The 17,584-nt window shown below is 42.8% G+C and carries 15 protein-coding genes and 1 pseudogene; 5 read left to right on the top strand and 11 right to left on the bottom strand.

Going from position 1 to position 17,584, the window contains the following annotated elements; all coding sequences use genetic code 11:
- The first annotated feature begins 23 nt into the window (after positions 1–23).
- Positions 24–284: a hypothetical protein gene (locus M1K58_RS21315; RefSeq protein WP_256760898.1), complete on the top strand. Its 261-nt coding sequence runs from the start codon at positions 24–26 to the stop codon at positions 282–284.
- A gap of 101 nt (positions 285–385) precedes the next feature.
- Here M1K58_RS21315 and M1K58_RS21310 read toward each other — a convergent pair whose 3' ends face one another.
- On the bottom strand, positions 386–733 hold the full coding sequence (locus tag M1K58_RS21310) for a helix-turn-helix domain-containing protein (protein WP_256760897.1): 348 nt from the start codon (positions 731–733) through the stop codon (positions 386–388).
- A gap of 197 nt (positions 734–930) precedes the next feature.
- Between M1K58_RS21310 and M1K58_RS21305 the strand changes: the two genes are divergently transcribed.
- Together M1K58_RS21305 and M1K58_RS21300 are read left to right on the top strand one after the other, a co-directional pair.
- Complete coding sequence (locus M1K58_RS21305; RefSeq protein WP_256760896.1) at positions 931–2,382, top strand: recombinase family protein; 1,452 nt, start codon at positions 931–933, stop codon at positions 2,380–2,382.
- The gene (locus M1K58_RS21300) at positions 2,366–3,943 is read left to right on the top strand and encodes a recombinase family protein (RefSeq protein ID WP_306220611.1); all 1,578 of its coding nucleotides are present in this window, start codon (positions 2,366–2,368) and stop codon (positions 3,941–3,943) included. Before M1K58_RS21305 ends, M1K58_RS21300 begins: the two co-directional genes overlap by 17 nt.
- Positions 3,944–4,380: 437 nt before the next feature.
- Here M1K58_RS21300 and M1K58_RS21295 read toward each other — a convergent pair whose 3' ends face one another.
- From M1K58_RS21295 to M1K58_RS21270, 6 genes are all read right to left on the bottom strand, one after another.
- Positions 4,381–5,538: an HNH endonuclease gene (locus tag M1K58_RS21295; protein WP_256760895.1), complete on the bottom strand. Its 1,158-nt coding sequence runs from the start codon at positions 5,536–5,538 to the stop codon at positions 4,381–4,383.
- A gap of 3 nt (positions 5,539–5,541) precedes the next feature.
- Positions 5,542–6,210, bottom strand: coding sequence for a hypothetical protein (locus tag M1K58_RS21290; protein WP_256760894.1), 669 nt, complete (start codon positions 6,208–6,210; stop codon positions 5,542–5,544).
- On the bottom strand, positions 6,207–7,454 hold the full coding sequence (locus M1K58_RS21285; RefSeq protein ID WP_256760893.1) for a nucleotidyltransferase domain-containing protein: 1,248 nt from the start codon (positions 7,452–7,454) through the stop codon (positions 6,207–6,209). The genes M1K58_RS21290 and M1K58_RS21285 overlap by 4 nt, the downstream gene beginning before the upstream one ends.
- A gap of 129 nt (positions 7,455–7,583) precedes the next feature.
- Positions 7,584–8,525 (bottom strand): CBASS cGAMP-activated phospholipase, encoded by a 942-nt coding sequence (locus M1K58_RS21280; RefSeq protein WP_256760892.1) that lies wholly within the window; start codon positions 8,523–8,525, stop codon positions 7,584–7,586.
- Complete coding sequence (locus M1K58_RS21275; RefSeq protein WP_256760891.1) at positions 8,503–8,976, bottom strand: type II CBASS E2 protein; 474 nt, start codon at positions 8,974–8,976, stop codon at positions 8,503–8,505. The genes M1K58_RS21280 and M1K58_RS21275 overlap by 23 nt, the downstream gene beginning before the upstream one ends.
- On the bottom strand, positions 8,966–10,096 hold the full coding sequence (locus tag M1K58_RS21270) for a nucleotidyltransferase domain-containing protein (protein WP_256760890.1): 1,131 nt from the start codon (positions 10,094–10,096) through the stop codon (positions 8,966–8,968). The genes M1K58_RS21275 and M1K58_RS21270 overlap by 11 nt, the downstream gene beginning before the upstream one ends.
- A gap of 309 nt (positions 10,097–10,405) precedes the next feature.
- Here M1K58_RS21270 and M1K58_RS21265 point away from each other — a divergent pair.
- Positions 10,406–10,996, top strand: a pseudogene (locus tag M1K58_RS21265) (SpoVR family protein); the annotation flags it as partial.
- Between the two features lie 54 nt (positions 10,997–11,050).
- Here M1K58_RS21265 and M1K58_RS21260 read toward each other — a convergent pair.
- Positions 11,051–13,159 carry a methyl-accepting chemotaxis protein gene (locus M1K58_RS21260; protein WP_256760889.1) on the bottom strand — a complete coding sequence of 703 codons (2,109 nt, stop codon included), beginning with the start codon at positions 13,157–13,159 and terminating at the stop codon, positions 11,051–11,053.
- A gap of 154 nt (positions 13,160–13,313) precedes the next feature.
- Here M1K58_RS21260 and M1K58_RS21255 point away from each other — a divergent pair, with 154 nt between their 5' ends.
- Entirely contained in the window at positions 13,314–14,189 is an 876-nt protein-coding gene (locus tag M1K58_RS21255; protein WP_256760888.1) for an SDR family oxidoreductase, read from the top strand.
- Between the two features lie 80 nt (positions 14,190–14,269).
- Here the strand turns inward: M1K58_RS21255 and M1K58_RS21250 are convergent, their stop codons facing one another.
- From M1K58_RS21250 to eutC, 3 genes are all read right to left on the bottom strand, one after another.
- On the bottom strand, positions 14,270–15,616 hold the full coding sequence (locus M1K58_RS21250) for an MATE family efflux transporter (protein WP_256760887.1): 1,347 nt from the start codon (positions 15,614–15,616) through the stop codon (positions 14,270–14,272).
- 110 nt (positions 15,617–15,726) lie between these two features.
- Positions 15,727–16,506, bottom strand: a complete 780-nt coding sequence (locus M1K58_RS21245; RefSeq protein WP_256760886.1) for a class I SAM-dependent methyltransferase — start codon at positions 16,504–16,506, stop codon at positions 15,727–15,729.
- A 167-nt stretch (positions 16,507–16,673) separates the two neighbouring features.
- Positions 16,674–17,564, bottom strand: a complete 891-nt coding sequence (gene eutC / locus M1K58_RS21240) for an ethanolamine ammonia-lyase subunit EutC (RefSeq protein ID WP_256760885.1) — start codon at positions 17,562–17,564, stop codon at positions 16,674–16,676.
- Positions 17,565–17,584: the final 20 nt, after the last annotated feature.

Below are 17,584 nucleotides of genomic sequence, written 5' to 3'. Positions count from 1 at the left end.
ATAGAATAGTTCGAGGTGATGTTATGGGACAACTCAAAGTCCGATTTACAATCGAACACCGTGACGAACAGAATAGTTTCTCATCATTGTCCGACCTGAAACAGCACTCATTCTCTGAGCTTGTATTGAGTCGCCTCAACGATTTTGAAATCCGTCTAAAAAGTGCAGCGGCAGATATTTGGTTGCAGCAGAAGCTCGGCAGAGATAACCATTCAGGTTTCCAAATAACGATGGCTCAAGATGATACCTTCTCAGAACTTACAGACTGCACGTCAAAAGCCTAACTCCTTGTACAGGTGTTAGGCTTTCCACATCGTCGTCTGCTTATTCAGGATAATAAACGGTCATTTATTAACATGAATACATTTCCACTATTTAGGAAACCTTAATGAATGTCTGATGATGCGACTGCGAATAGCTCTACACCTTGCTCTACCATCGTCATCAAGTAATCCGCCGCAGACGGATTACAACGGTGCAAGTCTAACAGCAATTCGCTTACTCGCTCTGTACGCCACACAACATGATCATTTTCAGGAACATTTTCGTCTATGTTCATATGTAATTGCTGCTGCAGCTTGCTCAATACTCCTAACTGAATAGTCTGTGTTTTCCCCGTTTCTAGATTGCTTAAGTACGCGGGTGACACTCCAAGCTCTTTAGCGAATTCATTCAGCCCAAACCTTTTTTGCTGTCGGATCTGCCGCAGCTGTTGACCGAAATTGCTCATCATCTTCATCACCACCTTAGGAGGAATAACACCATTAACCGTAAAAAGACACGTACCACCGAACTGCAAGTATCGTCCATTAGCCAAATACACGATCCACTTGCCGCACGCAAATGGATGGAGCTTTACGTCAAACTACTGAAGAAACAGCTTATTGCCGATCATGCAGACAATAGCCATAGAGAGGAGTGAGTAGCCCCATGAAGACTGTATTGTATGCTCGATCATCCATTAAGTCGCAAGAGCATTCTATTGATATGCAAAAGGCTCTTGCTCTGGAGAAAGTCAAAGCAAAAGGGATCTTATTCGACGACTTGTATATGGATGAAGCTGTATCAGCAAGAAAAACAGAAATTCACGAACGTCCGGGGCTAATTCGTCTTGTTCAAGACATCGAAAACGATCTAGTCTCAACGATATATGTGTATAAGCGAGATAGATTTGCCAGAAATGTTGTGCAATCTATGGAGATATTCGAGTTGCTTCGTTCCAAGAAAATCACGGTAGTATTCACCGCCGATAATGAAATCCCTATCCAATACTCGCCAGCCGGAGAATTCTTCGAGCTGATCATAGCAGGTTTCAATCAGCGTGAAGCCAACCAAATCGTCCAACGCATCAAAGAAACGAAATATACGATGACAAAACAAGGAAAGCATGCACAAGGTCGGGTTGCCTTTGGCTATGTAGTCAACAAGGACAAGAGATATCAGGTGGATCCTCCTCAGGCGGAGATCATCAGAAAGCTCTTTGATGCGATGATAGAGACCAAATGCGAAACATTCTCGATTTTTATTCGAGATATCCAACAGCATACTTGGTTTCCTGCCAAATGGGACTATAACCGAATCCAAAGCTTGATTGGAAACACCATCTATAAGGGAATTCGAAAAATTGAGGAGTTTGGTGAGTATGTAGAGATTGAAAATGAAAACCTTGTAATCATTGATGAGATTACCTGGAACAAGGCACAAGAACGTATGCACAGTCTTAAGCAATCCCGCTTACGAAACACCAATCGAGCACCTATGATGCTTGACGGTCTGATATTTTGCAAGAAATGCGGCAATGCCATGTTTGGCAAAGAAAAAACGGATTTATACACAAGGAGATACTACACCTGTAAAAAGCATAATTATATCTGCCTTGCTCCTGATCTGCTGGAAGAAATTATTTTGGAGGAGTGTGCACAATTTCTTACTGAGCAGTTTCAGACATACTTCCCTATTGTGTACCAGTTAACCCACGGAAACATGATTCAGTTCTACCAAAACTCCATTGCGGAGAGCCAAGAGGCAATTAAGTTATACAAACAGAAACTCTATGAAGATACCGCAATATGGCTGCAGTCCCCCTCATCAAATTTACAGGATGAGCTATTCTACTTGCTCAATTGCATTCATCGGGAAGAACTATTGCAGAAGCATTATCCGGTGGAGCTCGGAAAATTGCAGGAACAATTCCATCTAATGAAGCGGCTTCAACAATCGGTTGATCTGATAACCGAAGTTCTCTCTTACAATAACAGAGAGCGAGAACTGTTCATTCGAGACATCGTGCATCGTATCGAACTTGATACCCCCTCAATTTGTATTCAATTTCGGGATCCATTTAAAGGAAAGTCGGTGATCAGGCATGTTGCCGTTAGCTAATCTCATACGGTCTGGAATGAGAGGAGCTTTCTATGGGCGCCATTCTACGGATAAGCAAACAATGGATACACAGCGGTCTATGGCGTATGAATTTGCCAAGAAATATGAATGCACGATTACTTGTGAATACGTAGATGCTGGAGTATCCGCAAGAAAAAAGCATTTAGAAGACCGAAAAGGGATTTCGCTTCTTCTGAAGGATGCTATTGATGGCAAGTTTGATTTCGTATTGATTAATCACCATGACCGACTCGCTCGAAGTCCTGTGGAGCATCAGAAGATTAGAATGACCTTAACCGGATGCAACGTCCCCGTTGTGATCAGTAGCTCAGAGAGCTTATATGACTCTGGAGATTTTATTGTTGATCTAATTAAAGATGGAACCTCCAAATTTGAAGTCGATAACACCCGAACTCGTACCCGTGACACCGCCAGAAGTATTGCAAAACAAGGTAAATGGACAGGCGGAAAAGCTCCATTTGGTTATCGTTACGATAAAGAAACCAAGACCTTCTCTCAATGTGAAGAAGAATTATCGATTGTACAACGTGTGTACGAGTTGTATCGCAACCGAGAAGGCTTTCAATCCATTGCACATTTGATAAGCAATGAAACTGGCAAGCCAACGAATAAAACAGCTGTGCGGTGGATCATTACGAACCCATTTTACGCTGGCTACATTGCTCATCATCGCAAGCCCGCAGGCTCTAGAAACTCAATAACTCCAATCGATAACTGGATGATGGTAAAAAGTGATTTAATAGATCCCATCATGAGCTTAGATGAATGGAAAGAAACCTGGGTGATCTATGAGAAGAGAAAGACTGGCGAATTAAATCCAAAAATGTACAAAACAAGCTTCTTTCTAAGCAATCTACTTTTTTGCTCAGTTTGTAAAGGTATATTGATTTGTAAGGACCAAAGCACATTTGATAAGAAACGAAGCCGATTTTACGGGAAGAAATGGTACTGCTGCTCTGTTTGCAATTATAAAATCGAGTCAGATCGGGTGCATGTCATCATTGATGCCGTATTGAATGACTTAAAATCGCAAAACCTGGATACAGTTAGCTTGCTTGTTTATGAAGAGCTATTGAAAGAGCGTCAACTCGTTGCTGAACGGTTGAATAAGACCAAAGCCGAGTTAGATGGAGCAGAACATCAACTACAAGTAGCAGAAGAGCAATCCAAACGCCTCGCATCTTTAGTGAAAGATCTTGAAACCATCGACGATAACACCAAAATGGTTGAGATCCTTACGCTACAGAAGCAACACCTGTCCAGCCGGATCAAAAAATTCAAAACCGAACTTAATAGGTTAGACAAGAGCGCTCAGTATCTCGAACTGATTGAGGGAAATGAGACAGAAATCAATCGTAATATCAAATCTATGAGCATCATCAATAGTAACGACAATGACCACGACATTCGTAAGATGATCACTTATCTGGTTCAGCAAGCTGAAATCACTCCAACGACCATTGATAGTAAAAAAGTAGTGACTTCTGGAAATATCGCCATCAAAACCAGAAGCAGCTTAGTCAGAACGACTATCTGTTAACCGACCGTCCTAACTGAGACGGACGGTTTTTTAGTTATCTTGGTTTTATCGACTGAAATCGGACAAGATCTCGGTTATTGGGTTAGCTTTTCGTCCGCGGGTGCCAAAATCTCGGTAACGAGATAGGCACCCGATCGGCAGCCTACCCGGCTGCCGAGACAAAGCGCCCAGAAAGTGCTTGTCCACTGGGGTTTGTCCAGTTTCCATATTTACCAGTATGGACAGGATTTTAGGATGGTAAACGTTTCTCGGTTATTGGGGTGGTTTTAACAATTAACGAATTGAATCTCGGTATTTAGGAGTTAGACAAGGGTACTCTGAAGAAATAATGGGAACGAACAGGTTCCCACAGGGGATATTCGAAAAAACAATCAAGAACCGCCATAGGCGGTTCTCTGAGTCCTCATCCATTAGTTGCAAACATAAATCAATAATAGCTATAACGGAGACAAAGTCTGATTCATTCCATTATTAATCTCCAAAGCACGAATAAAACCACCAAGAGATCGGTTCTCATCATATATATACATTGGTAGATCAGCTTTTGGCATCCATACTCTACCTAGCTCAATTGCCGTCGATACAGGCATAGCAGGAAACACATGTATTGAAGTATCATCTCCATGTTGATGTTTTATTTTATTCAATAACTTACGCATAAACATCCTGAACATCATAAGCTGCTCTTTGCTTTTCATAAAGTCATTGTGCGGCTCAGGAATGGTTACGGTCCAAATTGATGTTTGGTCCCCTAAAACCCGTGTTATGCGATCTGGAGCAATGGTGGCGCTAAGTGAAAAATTAAGTGCAACAGTCTGGTGTTTCTCAATTGGTTCCATTACGATAAGCTCGAAATTATCCTGATATTGATCCCATTTCCAATCCTGAACCGGTTCTCGTTGAAGTTGAAAAACATCAGCTGGACACAGGTCCGTAAGCATCGTCCCTAAAGCAATCAGTAAAGGTTGAGGTGCAATAGCAAACACTGATAGATGACGAAGTTCTCCAGTCATGAAGAGGGGCTTAATTTTAATATCAATTTGCCGTCTTAAATTTGTTAACTCCATTCTCCAAAAAATCTCCTCATTATCGTAGAACGTGCTGTTCTTCCAACTTAGTTCAATGGCTGAATGAGTAACAGGATAACGGAATGGTAGAAGCGCTGGTACTGTTAGTTCCCAACGTACGGGATATTGTCGGTCACCAATATTCGAGCCGTAATGTAATACATGGCTATTCATGTTATCTATTATGCCCGTCACCATTTCGATTCGCTCTTCATGCTGACTCTTCATTTCCTGTAGTAGCTCAGCAGGATGTCCCTCGACATCAGCTCTATCGATTAACCGATGATGTGAGTCACATAAAAGCATGAGATTGCTAATATCAGTTCCGAGCAATGGAGAAAGCGTTTCATCCCCTCTTGGTCCATTGGGACGATCTGCAATAATATGGGCTATATAAGCTTGATTGAACTCGGCTTGTGTATGTACATCCAAAAAGAGTGGTCTGTTGCATCCTCTATACTGGCATCTACCTGCCGCTTTCCCCCATAACATGTATCTGATAGGCTGTGGAACATCAGATTCAGACATATTTCATCTCCCACCTTGTCGTGATTTTAGCACCTGAATACAACTCTCTAGCTCCGCTCTAAACTGGTTTACTGTCTGAACAGATTGTAATCGAATAAGTTGGTCTCCGTGACAATTGCGAGTTCGCTTTCCACTTCCACATGGACAAGTTACATGCCCACGGAAGCTACCTTTGGCTAATATAAGGAGAAACTTAAGAGTAGCCATATCCGATTCAACATGTAACAATTCCTTATAGTATGTTAAAAGCCCAGCGCCTCCGTGTTCTAGTTCCCCGAAAGGTAATGTTCCAAATTTCTCTTGGTAAGAGTATGAATATAAGAAAGGTATCACGAGATGATTTATATACCCTAGAAGTGTGGGATTTTCCAAGAAGGTCATTTTCATTGCCAAAGGAGCCGCTAAGCAAAGTGAACCATCAGAATTTGTATGAAATGAGTTCTGTATTCGCCCACCTACCTCCTTGGCTACTGGAAGAGAATTAGGGTAATCATTGAGGACAAATACTTCAATAAGAAACTTATCCGTTATTTGCTCATGACCTGAAGAGACTGCCTCAAAATGAAGACATCCTTTTATACAGATACCCTCATGCCCAGAATAAAGTTTTAATTCTTGGTGAACGCGGCTTAGTTCCTTATACTCATTTACAATTGCTTCATTTGTAATCATTCAAATCCCCACGGTTTATTAGGATTTGAAATTTCTATGCGTGGCGGCACTGATGCAACTACAGTTGATAAAGAAGCCGCTCTGAGTTGCAGAGATTTCAAAGCCTTATTTACCATTTGCTCCCCAAGTGAAGTTTTAAGGGACTTACTTAGTTCGTTAATGTCATTACTATTTAAGATCTGGATTAGATCTTCCTTGACCCATTTAACCCATTGAAAAAATGCTCTCGCCTTGCTACTTTTATTTTCATGCCAACGATCAGCGAAATTTTCATTCGGATTAACTGGGTTCGAGATTATCCAAGTACCGTCTGAATTTCGCTTAATAAGTTCTAAATCTTGAAGGCTTTTGGACAACACGAATTCTGGATTAAGAAGTAAAGCAAGGTTATCAAGCTGATCAACGATATTGTTCAAAGCGACAAAAACATCCGCTTCATTCTGATAAAGTCGCGCTGCCAACGTTGTGATTATCATCGAGATGGGCTTATCGTCTTCAAATTCTTGATTCATAAAGCGAAGATCACGGTGGCGCTTTAGAATTTGAATTACTTTTTGAAGAGGTGTTTTAATTAACACTTCTGGAACATCGTCAATCCGAGCGAATAAACCTTTGTTGTTTTCAAAAATACGCTTTTGATGAAGTGCTTTAATAAGATCCAATGTTGGCTTATTTATGGCTTCAAACCAATCCGCATAACCGCTCGGATTACTTTGAGACCATTCATAACTTTCATCTTTATTCTTATGAGTAATTTTAATTGCTTTTTGGGTAAACCCCACTTCTACACTAACGTAATCAGGGTCCCCAGGAATTGCAGGAAGAATATCTAAGTGAAAGCCAATTCCGTCTTGCTCTGAGTACAAAAGTGTCCAACAGCGTCTACCTTCTTCATCGAGCATTTCTTGATACTCTTTATTTTCAGCGAGTCTGTTGCCAATTAAAATTTTAAGTGCTTCGGGTGTGATCCCATCCTCTATTATGGGAAATTCACACACAAGATCTATGTCATATCCGGATTCTTCGCCCCCACGAATTGGACGAACAACGGTTCCGAGACGAAAAGAACCTTGTGCATAGCAATGAATCTCACCTCCTAAGCCTTCATATTCTCCTGCTGATATCCACATGCTTACTTTTTTATAACGATCAACAGCTTGTTTGTATTTGCTAGGTGATATATCTAATCCGGATGCCACCTCTTCTAGAAGTGAATTATACTTAAATTGAAGTTCTTGAGTCATTGACATATTCCTCTCTTTTACGAATGTATGATCCCACTCGATAATTGGTTAAAACATTGAATTTTCGTATAACAGTAGATGAAATAATAGAGAGGGGCTCCAAGATCACCCCTCCTCAGATGTCTTTGTCTAATATAGTTTATAAAATGGTTCAAAGGGTGCAGCTATACTTTTAAAGAAAATTGATTCGATAACAGGTAACGCCTTCCTAGCCTCCGATATCCCAAGTCCTCTTAATGATTGAATTTCATTTATCCCATCTAAACTAAATCTCTTCGCTTCTACAGAAGGATCAAATCTATAGATGTGTGAATGCCCCGCAAGAAGTTTAGCTGTTCCTAAAGATTGCGAGGATTGAGCTTTCATAAAAGCTTCAACTGATTTTTTAGCCCAATAACCCATGCCTAATGGGAATTTACGCCCCCACTTGATCGACATTGGCTCGGCTGTACAACCAATACTCAAAACATCAAACTCACCTGGATTCCAATTAAGAATACCAAGTGCTTCAACAACTGCTGTTCCAACTGGGTTATTAGCCCAAAGACCTCCGTCAACTAAAGGAGTGCCTACTGAAGAGCGTTGTGTTGGGAAGAATGTTGGAGCAGCTGAAGTGGATAGTGCAACATCCACAACTTTTTCTTTATAATCCCTTTTAAACCTCTCGTGATGCGCCGTCTTGAACACATGTACTTCTCCAGTCTCCAGATTTAGCGAAGGAACAACAACACGAGTTTGGCAATCTCCTAACTGCTTGTCTTTAAAGTACAAACAAAGAGCTTCCCGAAGAGGTTTCTGACTGTACTTGGAAAAACCAATTTGTCTCAGTACACGAAAAAAACGATTTCCTTTAAAAATCTTTGGACCTGATTGCTCGTAGAAACTAAGGATCTCCTTAGAGGACATACCCAACCCAAGTGCTAATGCAATAATTCCACCAGTAGATGTCCCCACTATCAAATCAAAGTAATTACTTACCTTGTCTCCTATATCTTCTTCAATCGAAGCTAAAAAAGCAGCGGGGAAAACTCCCTTTATTCCTCCACCATCAATAGCTAATATCTTGTACACCCACTCTGCCCCCTTTATTATTCTTGCCTGGGTGTTCGCCTCCGCCCCGCCATTCACCAGTCGCGAGCCAGTATTCATAATGGAGTAGCCAAAGTGATATCCAAGGAACAATAGTCACGGCAATGAACATGTATTTCGTCCATTCTCTTTTGCGTGGGCGGAACAGGCATAGCCTGTCCCTTGCATAGGTATGAGGAATACTTTCAGCACCATTTCTTTTGACAAGCTTTGGTGAATCAACCCATACTTCTGGTTGCCGGATCATCAAAGAATATCGAATATTTACGACGTAACTATCTGATAGCTCACTAGGTTGCAGAACACCTGTCCAAACCACTACTCCTTTACTCCACTGCACATCAAAAAGCGGGAAATGTCGTTTCATAGTTTGGATTTGCTGTGAAATCGGTATTGGTTTTCTTTTCGCCCAAATACCTCTGTTAGTCCCCATAAAAGGTGTTTTCCCTTAGTGGGATTGATTTCGAAGTAGCCGCAACCGTCAATAGCCCTGTACTTCCTACCACTGATAAACGCTTTTGGTTTCGAAGTTGCTCATAAAAATCGGTTTGCTCCTTGAGCGATTCTGTAATGATGTTCTCGCCAAACATCTTTTTAAGTTCCTCTGATATCTTATGGATTCCATGAAGGTTCAAGAGATGAGACCAATGTGCATTAAAATCTTTAATAAATGTAACAAATGATTGGTATAGCTTTTTATTCTCGATCCAACGCTCACTTAGATCTTCATGGAGATTAGATGGGTTTAAAACAACAAGTCGACTCCCATCTTGTGGTATTAGTTCGATAATATCTTGAAGTATAGATGATAATGCTTCAGCTACAGAAGCCTGTCCTCTGTAGCACTGTCCTGCCAATGTTGTAAGCACAATACTAATTGGTGCTTCCTCAGAATTCTGCTCAAAATAAACGTCTCGAAAGCGTTTCATAAGCTGTACTGCCCTCTTCAATGGGGGCTTTCGTTCGATTGACTCATCTTCAGGTAAAGGATCAATGTTTGCACTCTTTTCGAGAAGGGTATAATACTGATGCGAACGTGCATCAAACCAATTGGCATACCCCTTTGGATTACTGTCCTTCCAATCCTCCACTTTACGATCAGGCACCTTAATACAAGTGCTGTTGCTAGAATCAGTAGGATGTGCGGGAAGAATATCCATATGAAATTCATTTGCGTAATTCAAACGGATGCAACGGTTTTTCCGTTCAACCATCGACTTGTAGACATCGTTATCACGCAATCTATCTTCAATGGAATCAAGTAAATCTAATGGATTTTTCTCATGCCACCGATCATTAATTTCAAAAACAATATCTAGATCGTACTCTTGTTGTTTTAGCGGTTTTACAGTTGTACCAATTCGTAATGATCCTTGCGAGTAAACGTCTATGTCATTCTCTTGGAACAATGCATCATCTTTCGTCAACCATTTTGCAACAGCGTTATATCGTCCCTCAGCAAGCTCTCTCTGGGTTTTGCTGATTTGCAATTTATAGCCTATTCGTTGCAATAAATCGTCTAACTGTGAATTATTCTTTTCTATTAGCAGCATGGTACCCCCTCTTGTGAACCTCTGTTCACAAATCGTTCAAAAATTTTTTTGAATGGCTTGCAGGAATATCATACTAATGACCGAATATGTATAAGTGTCAAAGTCATACAAAAGCAATTCAGTATTAGTAACGCAGTTAATTTTCCTGTTTAAGAGGATTCTCCTTTCTACTGCATATCAAGACACAGTTCTATCCTTCTTCAGAAGGAAAGGTCTGGGTCTATTTCCTCATTTATCATTCTACTATCTCGCAAATGGCAAAGTCAATGATTTCCACCTTAACCATTCACAAAATAAAAAGCACCTTAGCTCAACGAAGGCTGGGCTTCGTATTGGCATCAGAGGATCATGCGCGAGTTGCCGCTTACGAGTGAAGAAACAATCGAATATGCGAAGCTCAATTCCTCTGTCGTTCAGCCCTCACGTCATTCCCTCAATCCTTACTATCTTGGACTCAAGATTTTCGAGGACATTGAGAAGAGATTCGGGAGAGAGAAGATTTTTGAGGTACGGGAGCTCGAATCTGATCCTTCATTTCTACGTAATTACTTAACTAAAGAGCTAACGGATGAGCTGGATCTTTATATTTTTGAGAAGAAGGGTCAGGAGTGGAAAATAACCGATAAAGGTTGGGAGCACATCCGGGATCAGCTTGTGTATTCTCGAGTCAACGGTGGATTCCCTTATTTAGAAGTAACGGACGGAGACTATCAACGTAACGGAGAGCTGTATATTACGCATCAGTACGAGGGAACTGAGCTTGATACGAAGTATGTCGAGCGCACGCTCCCTTACTTGGTTCAATTGTGGGGAAAACAGGTACATCTCGAGACCTTCTCCGATGACAAAAAGATACTGTTCACCTGCGATGGTAAAAAAACGACTCGCAAAAACGTGTGAGGATGTAGACAAAAAAGAAGGCAGCCCGAAATGTTCGCGGGCTGCCCTTTCCAATTAGATTTTGAAGCGAGATAGCTTCTCCAACAGCTCTTGCACCATGTTACTAAGCGCAATGGAGGATGACGCCACTTCCTCCATTGAGGCTAGCTGTTCTTGGGATGCTGATGCAACGTTTTGCGAACTGTCTGAAGCTTCTCCAGCAAGGCGGGATAGTTCCACTACCGAAGCATTCACTTGCTCTGAGCTGGCGTTCATTTGCTCCGAAGTCGCAGACACCTCTTGAATCTGATCGCTAACTCGTAGCATTTCATTCGCCACAGCTTGGAACAAAGTCGAGCATTCGATAACGTGCTGCTCACCCTCTCTTACCTCTAATGTTCCTAACTTCATCATTTTTGTAGCGTTAGCCGTTTCATCCTGAACCGTCTGGATTAATCCACTGATCTGTTCCGTAGCCTTAAAGGTCTGATCCGCGAGCTTACGTACTTCGGCCGCGACAATGACGAAGCCACGACCGTGCTCCCCTGCCCTTGCAGCCTCAATCGCTGCGTTCAAAGCCAACAGGTTGGTTTGGTAGCTAATTTGAGAAATCAAACTTACAATGCCACCGATTTCTTTAGAGCGCTCGCCTAATCGCTCCATGACCTGTTCAGCTTCAGTGACCGTATTCCTGACCCGTGCCATTTGCTCCCCTGCCTCGCGTAACCGCGAATTACCAAGCTCAGTTTGCGATTGTACCTCCTGCGTGGATGCGGATACCGCAGAAGACGAATCCGCAATTCTCTGTATACCAGCGGACATTTCAGTCATTGCTGTCGCTGTTTCTCTCGCATAACGGTTTTGTGTTTCTGAGCCTGCTGCCACCTGCTCAATTGAACGAGCAATCGTCTCGGATGCTAGGCTGGTTTGTTCGGCGCTAGCCGTCAGTTGCTCTGAGGTCGCCCCTACCGACATGGAGAGATCTTGAACGAGATGGAACATGCCCCGCAGTTCACCCGTCATATGATTAAAATCTCCCGCAAGCTGCCCGAATTCATCCCTACTACGGATCTCAACTTTTTGAGTCAAATCTCCTTCTGCCATGACTTTTACTGTTCTAACGAACGTGTGTAAATGTCGAATGATTAATCGCCGTATCGATATCGCAAGCACTAGACTGAGCACGATCAACGAAATAATACTAATCAGTTGAGTTGTTGTTCTATTCTTATAATAAGATTCTAGAATTTTATTCTCAGAAATAACTGTTTCAGCATAGATGACGTCGTCACTGCCATCCAGATGAATAGGTAAGAACATACTCAGCGCAGTTTCTCCCGATAGATCTTTCGTATAGCCTTGTGTCGTTTCTCCAGCAACCACTTTCGTGAATAGTTCCTTTTTATCCTCTTGGTCTCCATATGGCTTTGAGATTAGGTTTGGATGAACAGGATTCGCTACATAATTGCCTTGACCCGAAATGATAGTGACATACCCACCAAGCGGCTTATACTCCTTCGCTGATTCCTGCAAGGAGTCCAACGTAAAGTCTACCCCCACCATACCAAGAAAACGATCCTCCTTATCAAGAATAGGGACAATTAGAGAAGTCATTTGAACGGATTTCCCATCGATATCATAGGAATAAGGCTCCATTAACGTAACTTTCTTATTTTTCTTAGGTAGTAGGTAAAAGTCTCCGTCCCCCGGGGTTTCATAGTTCTTGATCGACTCCACAACAATTTGATCTCCATTTCGAACCACATAAGGAATTAACCGACCCGTTTCATCATTGTAAGGCGTTTTGTTTACATAATCCGCATCTTTACCATCGAATGCATTCGGCTCCCATATCGTATATGTTCCCAGCAATTCTGGATGAACCTCCAACATTTTTTTCAGCAGAAGAACAACCTCCTCTCGAGATGAAGAAGATGTCTCTCGGGTATTATTCATGACAAGGGAAAGCATTTGGAGCTCATGTTGAAGTCCGACCAGAGTTTTTCTGAATGACAAGCCATATTCTTGCCCAGCGTTCTTTGCCTCAAATTCCCCTTTACTAACACTAACCTTTTTGAGGTTATTGAGATTCAATTGCACCATTATCGCGAATACAACGATAAGAAATACAACAACCATTGTTATAAATTTGATTGAAAGAGACCATTTCATTCTTTTTCTCACCCAAGCCACTCTCCACATTTATATTTATGACATATATCGTCAAGAACCGAGTTTTTATGAATAATGCTTTTATTAAGTTATGGGCAAAAAATAGGATCACGTATCAACATCACTTCCATGCGTAAAGCAAGGGAGTTTGGTTAAACCTACAAGCATGACAAATTCACAAACACCACAAAGGCCTACTTCCTTTCCGCCGCAGCACCAGAATCAGCAGCCGGGCATTGAGCAGAACATGAATCCCCTCCCGGAGTCCGAATCTCCCTTATATCGTCCAGCCGGGAAGTTAATGGGCAAGGTCGCTATCGTAAGCGGAGGCGATAGTGGTATCGGACGATCGGTATCGATCATCTATGCCAAGGAAGGCGCAGACGTTGCTGTCATTTACTTGAACGAGGATGTCGATGCGGAAGAAACGAAAAAGCAAATTGAAGCAGAAGGTCGTCGTTGCTTATTAATTAGAGGTGATATCGGTAATCACGCATTCTGTATGCAAGCCGTCAATCAAACGATTAGCGATTTAGGAAGACTCGATATTGTTGTCAATAACGCCGCTGAACAGCACCCTCAGGATAAGTTGGAACAAATTACACCTGAACAGCTAGAAAGAACATTCCGTACGAATGTATTTGGTATGTTCTATCTCACCCAGGCTGCCATGCCTCAACTAAAACCCGGTGCAACCATTATTAATACCGCATCCATTACCGCTTACCGTGGAAGCCCAACCTTACTTGATTACTCTTCTACCAAAGGAGCAATCGTATCGTTCACCCGCTCTTTGGCGATGAATGTCATCGGTCAAGGCATTCGCGTAAATGCCGTGGCTCCCGGTCCAATCTGGACCCCCCTAATCCCGTCAACCTTCGACGCACAGCAGGTCGCCAAATTCGGGGCAGATACTCCTATGAAACGAGCAGGTCAACCCGATGAGCTCGCTCCTGCATATGTGTACTTAGCTAGCGAGGACTCCTCCTATATGGCCGGACAAGTTCTACATGTGAATGGTGGAGAAATCGTAAACGGATAACTATTGATTGGTACGACAGCTATTAAATAAAGGTCGTTCTCCACGTGGAGAACGACCTTTATTATTACTCGTGAAACACCTTAACCATGAGCTACCTTCAACCGGACAGAATTGAAGTCTGTTCGATAATAACGAATCATGACGGCCAAGCCAAGGGCAACAAGGAACGAATATAACGCAAGCCACGCACCCATGCTACCCCATTCAAACACCATGACGAATAGGTAAGTGAGCGGAACAAACATGAAGAGACTAAGCACAAACGAGGCTCGCATTAGGAATGTCGTATCCCCAATTCCTCTTAAACCACCCGCATAGAAATTATAGAACCCATCAAAAATTTGTAAATAGGCCGACACGGTAATCAAATGAGCTGCTAGCTCATAGACCCCTGGATCATCACTATACAATCGAGCGATGGGCACTGCCCAGATCAATTCAGCAGTTCCAAGAAGGAGCAAGAATATTGTTCCCAGTATAGCTGTGTTCGTCCCTGCTGATTTGGCCAGCTTCGGTCGTCCCTGACCAATTTCCTGACCTACTAAGATCGTAGCCGTCGAGCCGAATGCAAATGCAGGCATAAATCCGAACGACATAACGCTTAGTGCCACTTCATTAGCGGCTGCAGCCATATCTCCTAGCTTCAAGACGAATATCGTAAAGATGTACATCGAAATGCTCATCGAAAATTCCTGCATTCCGAGTTTTCCGCTCTCTTGAGAGATAAGCTTAAGCTCGCTCCATTCTGGCTTTGGTATGCTTCTCGTCTGGTAGCGCTTATGCATCGGACCCCAGAATACGAATAGACAGAGTAACAGTTGTATCGCTTCTCCAATTAATATGGCGTATCCAGCGCCGACAAGCCCCATATCCGGCAAGCCCCAATGACCATAGGTCATTCCATAGGTCAGTCCGACGATAAGAACATTCCCTATTATTGACACGACCATCGACGTTCGAGTATCCCCCACACCACGGAAGAAACCATGAAATACAAAGCTGATAATCCCGAAGGACATGGCATAGAACCGCAGCTCCAAGTACTCTCCGCCGGTCGTAACGAGTTCAGTTGAACCGCCCGTCAGCTTCAATACAGCTCCACTTGCTAGCCATCCAGCCAAAGCGATTATGAGAGCGACTCCTAAACTTACGATAAGCGCCAGATAAGTTCTCTGCATCCCTTTGCGCATTTCTTTGGCGCCGAAATTTTGTGCGACAAGGTAATTGACCGTATGGCCTATCCCTGAAAAGATAGCAAATACGTTGTACATAATAATGTTGGAAACTCCAACAACAGCAATAACTAAAAATCCAAGATCCCCTACTAGAATTAAGTTAATCGTACCGGTAAGAGTTTGTGTTGCAAATGCAAATAAGGATGGGAGTGCTAGGAATAGGATCCCATACCAGCTTTTAAGAAGTTTCATGATGTAATATACCGTCCCCACTAACCAAGATTCCCCTATTTTGCCTGAGATCTATCATTTAGTCAATGAACGAAACGGTGTTATTTTTATCGGATTGTGCTATTTTTCTATCAGCGCTTAACTGCAAGCACCCTTAACCGTCGATAATCTGCCGTCCAGACTCCTTGATCATACAGTTTGTCTTTCAATCTACGAGTCGACTCTTCTATCCATAGCCCCATCTCGTATTGTTCGGTCTTTGGGAACATTGCCGTACCAAACATCTCTAGCCAATCCTTCATCCCATTTTCACCATTGTTCAGAACGGTCGGTCGATCAAAGAGCTGCGCAAACCGCACCTCCATTCCATATTTCTCTAGCAATGACGCATACTCTCCTACCTGCGGAAAATACCACGGCATAACGAATGCATCCTCACGACCGTTCGCTTGTAATGTCTCCCTCACTGCTTCAATAATGGTCGCCACATTGCCATACCCACCGAACTCCACGACCAATCTCCCACCGTTTCGGAGCCCCGCTGTCATGCTATCAACCGCAGCATCCGCATCCTTCATCCAATGAAGCGCGGCATTACTAAATACTGCATCATAGGCACGATCAGCCTTCCAGCCCATTCCGTCTGCACGATGAAAAGTCAGATGAGGGTATTTAAGACGTGCTCTTTCGACCATTTCCGGGGAAATATCCACCCCAATTACCTCTGACCCCTGAGATGAAATAGCGGAGGCTAGGTCTCCTGTCCCACAACCAAAATCAACAATAATTTCCCCTGCCTGTGGATTTAGCCAAGACAAAACATCCTCTCCAAAGCTTGAAACAAAACTCATTGACTCATCGTAGGTGTTGGCCGCCCAATGAACCTTCTGATCCTGCTTCGCATCGTTCATTATCGATCATCTCCTCTATATCGTTTTCGATACATAAGTTATATCATCCCGTTTACTTATAAGTAAAATACATAAATACTATTTATATGATAGTTTTTAACTATAACAAAAGACCCACCCCAAAGCGCCATAAAGGCATCTTCAGAATGGGTTTCGTTTTATTCCTATTAAATGACCAGCTTAACTCCGCTTGTTTTTTGCTCTAGCATCTTTTGGACAATTGTGCCGATATGCGCACCTGCTTCAACAGGTGGGGTCCCGCCATGATGAATGTTTGAGAGTACCGTTCGATTCGACTCCAGCATCCCTTTCCTCGGTCGATAACACATATATGCACTCATAGAGGAGGAGGAGACGAGTCCAGGACGCTCTCCGATCAGCATGACTAATACATCCGGCTGTAGAACTTCTCCAATATGATCCATTGAAGCTACACGTCCGCCTTTAACAAATATGGGTGTCCCCGCTTTCAGCCCAAGCGCCTGCAAAGAATCCAGCAATGCCGGATAGACATCCGCCAAATTATGTTCCACTGCATTAGCGCTTAGCCCATCCGAGACAACAATCTGCACCTGTGCACCTTTCTTGCAATGCTTAAGTATGCGTTTCGCACTTTCATCGGTTAGGAGCCTACCCATATCCGGTCGCTTTAAGTAGTTTTCCGTATTCTCATATTGCGTTTCGATCTGGAACAATTCATATTTCTCTAGCAATTCGCTCCGAACCTCTCCATATACGGTATCCACCGCGCTGGCATGGTCGCAGCGGAATCGGAGCATCTCTTTCGTGAGTGGCCTTGTCCCAGTTCTCCATACTCCGATTCGTGCAGGAGTCGCATCCCGGAGCTCTTGTAGCATTTCCGTAGAACGTGGAGTAGGAACATTTAGCTCACTCCGTTCCGACAAGGAAGACACCAACCGATTCGTTGGATTGAAGGCTTCGTCGGATATGCGAGCTTCATCAATTGTAGGCTTGGCCTTCTCAGGTATTCCTTTCAATCGCAGCTCCAATTGTTTTATGATCATATCGGTCATTTCCTGTATATCATAAGACTTCATGATATCCGCTCCCTTCGAGG

Origin of the sequence: Cohnella sp. WQ 127256 (genome assembly GCF_024519285.1) — a bacterium.
In the GTDB taxonomy this organism is placed as follows: Bacteria; Bacillota; Bacilli; order Paenibacillales; family Paenibacillaceae; genus Cohnella.
This window is presented reverse-complemented; position numbering and strand designations above follow the sequence as displayed.

Bases quoted from the DNA above. Each gene is read 5' to 3' on its own strand.
- M1K58_RS21245 (WP_256760886.1), bottom strand. From the start codon at position 16,506: ATGAACGATGCGAAGCAGGATCAGAAGGTTCATTGGGCGGCCAACACC.
- M1K58_RS21300 (WP_306220611.1), top strand. From the start codon at position 2,366: ATGTTGCCGTTAGCTAATCTCATACGGTCTGGAATGAGAGGAGCTTTC.
- M1K58_RS21255 (WP_256760888.1), top strand. From the start codon at position 13,314: ATGACAAATTCACAAACACCACAAAGGCCTACTTCCTTTCCGCCGCAG.
- M1K58_RS21290 (WP_256760894.1), bottom strand. From the start codon at position 6,210: ATGATTACAAATGAAGCAATTGTAAATGAGTATAAGGAACTAAGCCGC.
- M1K58_RS21250 (WP_256760887.1), bottom strand. From the start codon at position 15,616: ATGAAACTTCTTAAAAGCTGGTATGGGATCCTATTCCTAGCACTCCCA.
- M1K58_RS21315 (WP_256760898.1), top strand. From the start codon at position 24: ATGGGACAACTCAAAGTCCGATTTACAATCGAACACCGTGACGAACAG.
- M1K58_RS21310 (WP_256760897.1), bottom strand. From the start codon at position 733: ATGATGAGCAATTTCGGTCAACAGCTGCGGCAGATCCGACAGCAAAAA.
- eutC (WP_256760885.1), bottom strand. From the start codon at position 17,564: ATGAAGTCTTATGATATACAGGAAATGACCGATATGATCATAAAACAA.
- M1K58_RS21270 (WP_256760890.1), bottom strand. From the start codon at position 10,096: ATGCTGCTAATAGAAAAGAATAATTCACAGTTAGACGATTTATTGCAA.
- M1K58_RS21295 (WP_256760895.1), bottom strand. From the start codon at position 5,538: ATGTCTGAATCTGATGTTCCACAGCCTATCAGATACATGTTATGGGGG.
- M1K58_RS21305 (WP_256760896.1), top strand. From the start codon at position 931: ATGAAGACTGTATTGTATGCTCGATCATCCATTAAGTCGCAAGAGCAT.
- M1K58_RS21275 (WP_256760891.1), bottom strand. From the start codon at position 8,976: ATGGGGACTAACAGAGGTATTTGGGCGAAAAGAAAACCAATACCGATT.
- M1K58_RS21285 (WP_256760893.1), bottom strand. From the start codon at position 7,454: ATGACTCAAGAACTTCAATTTAAGTATAATTCACTTCTAGAAGAGGTG.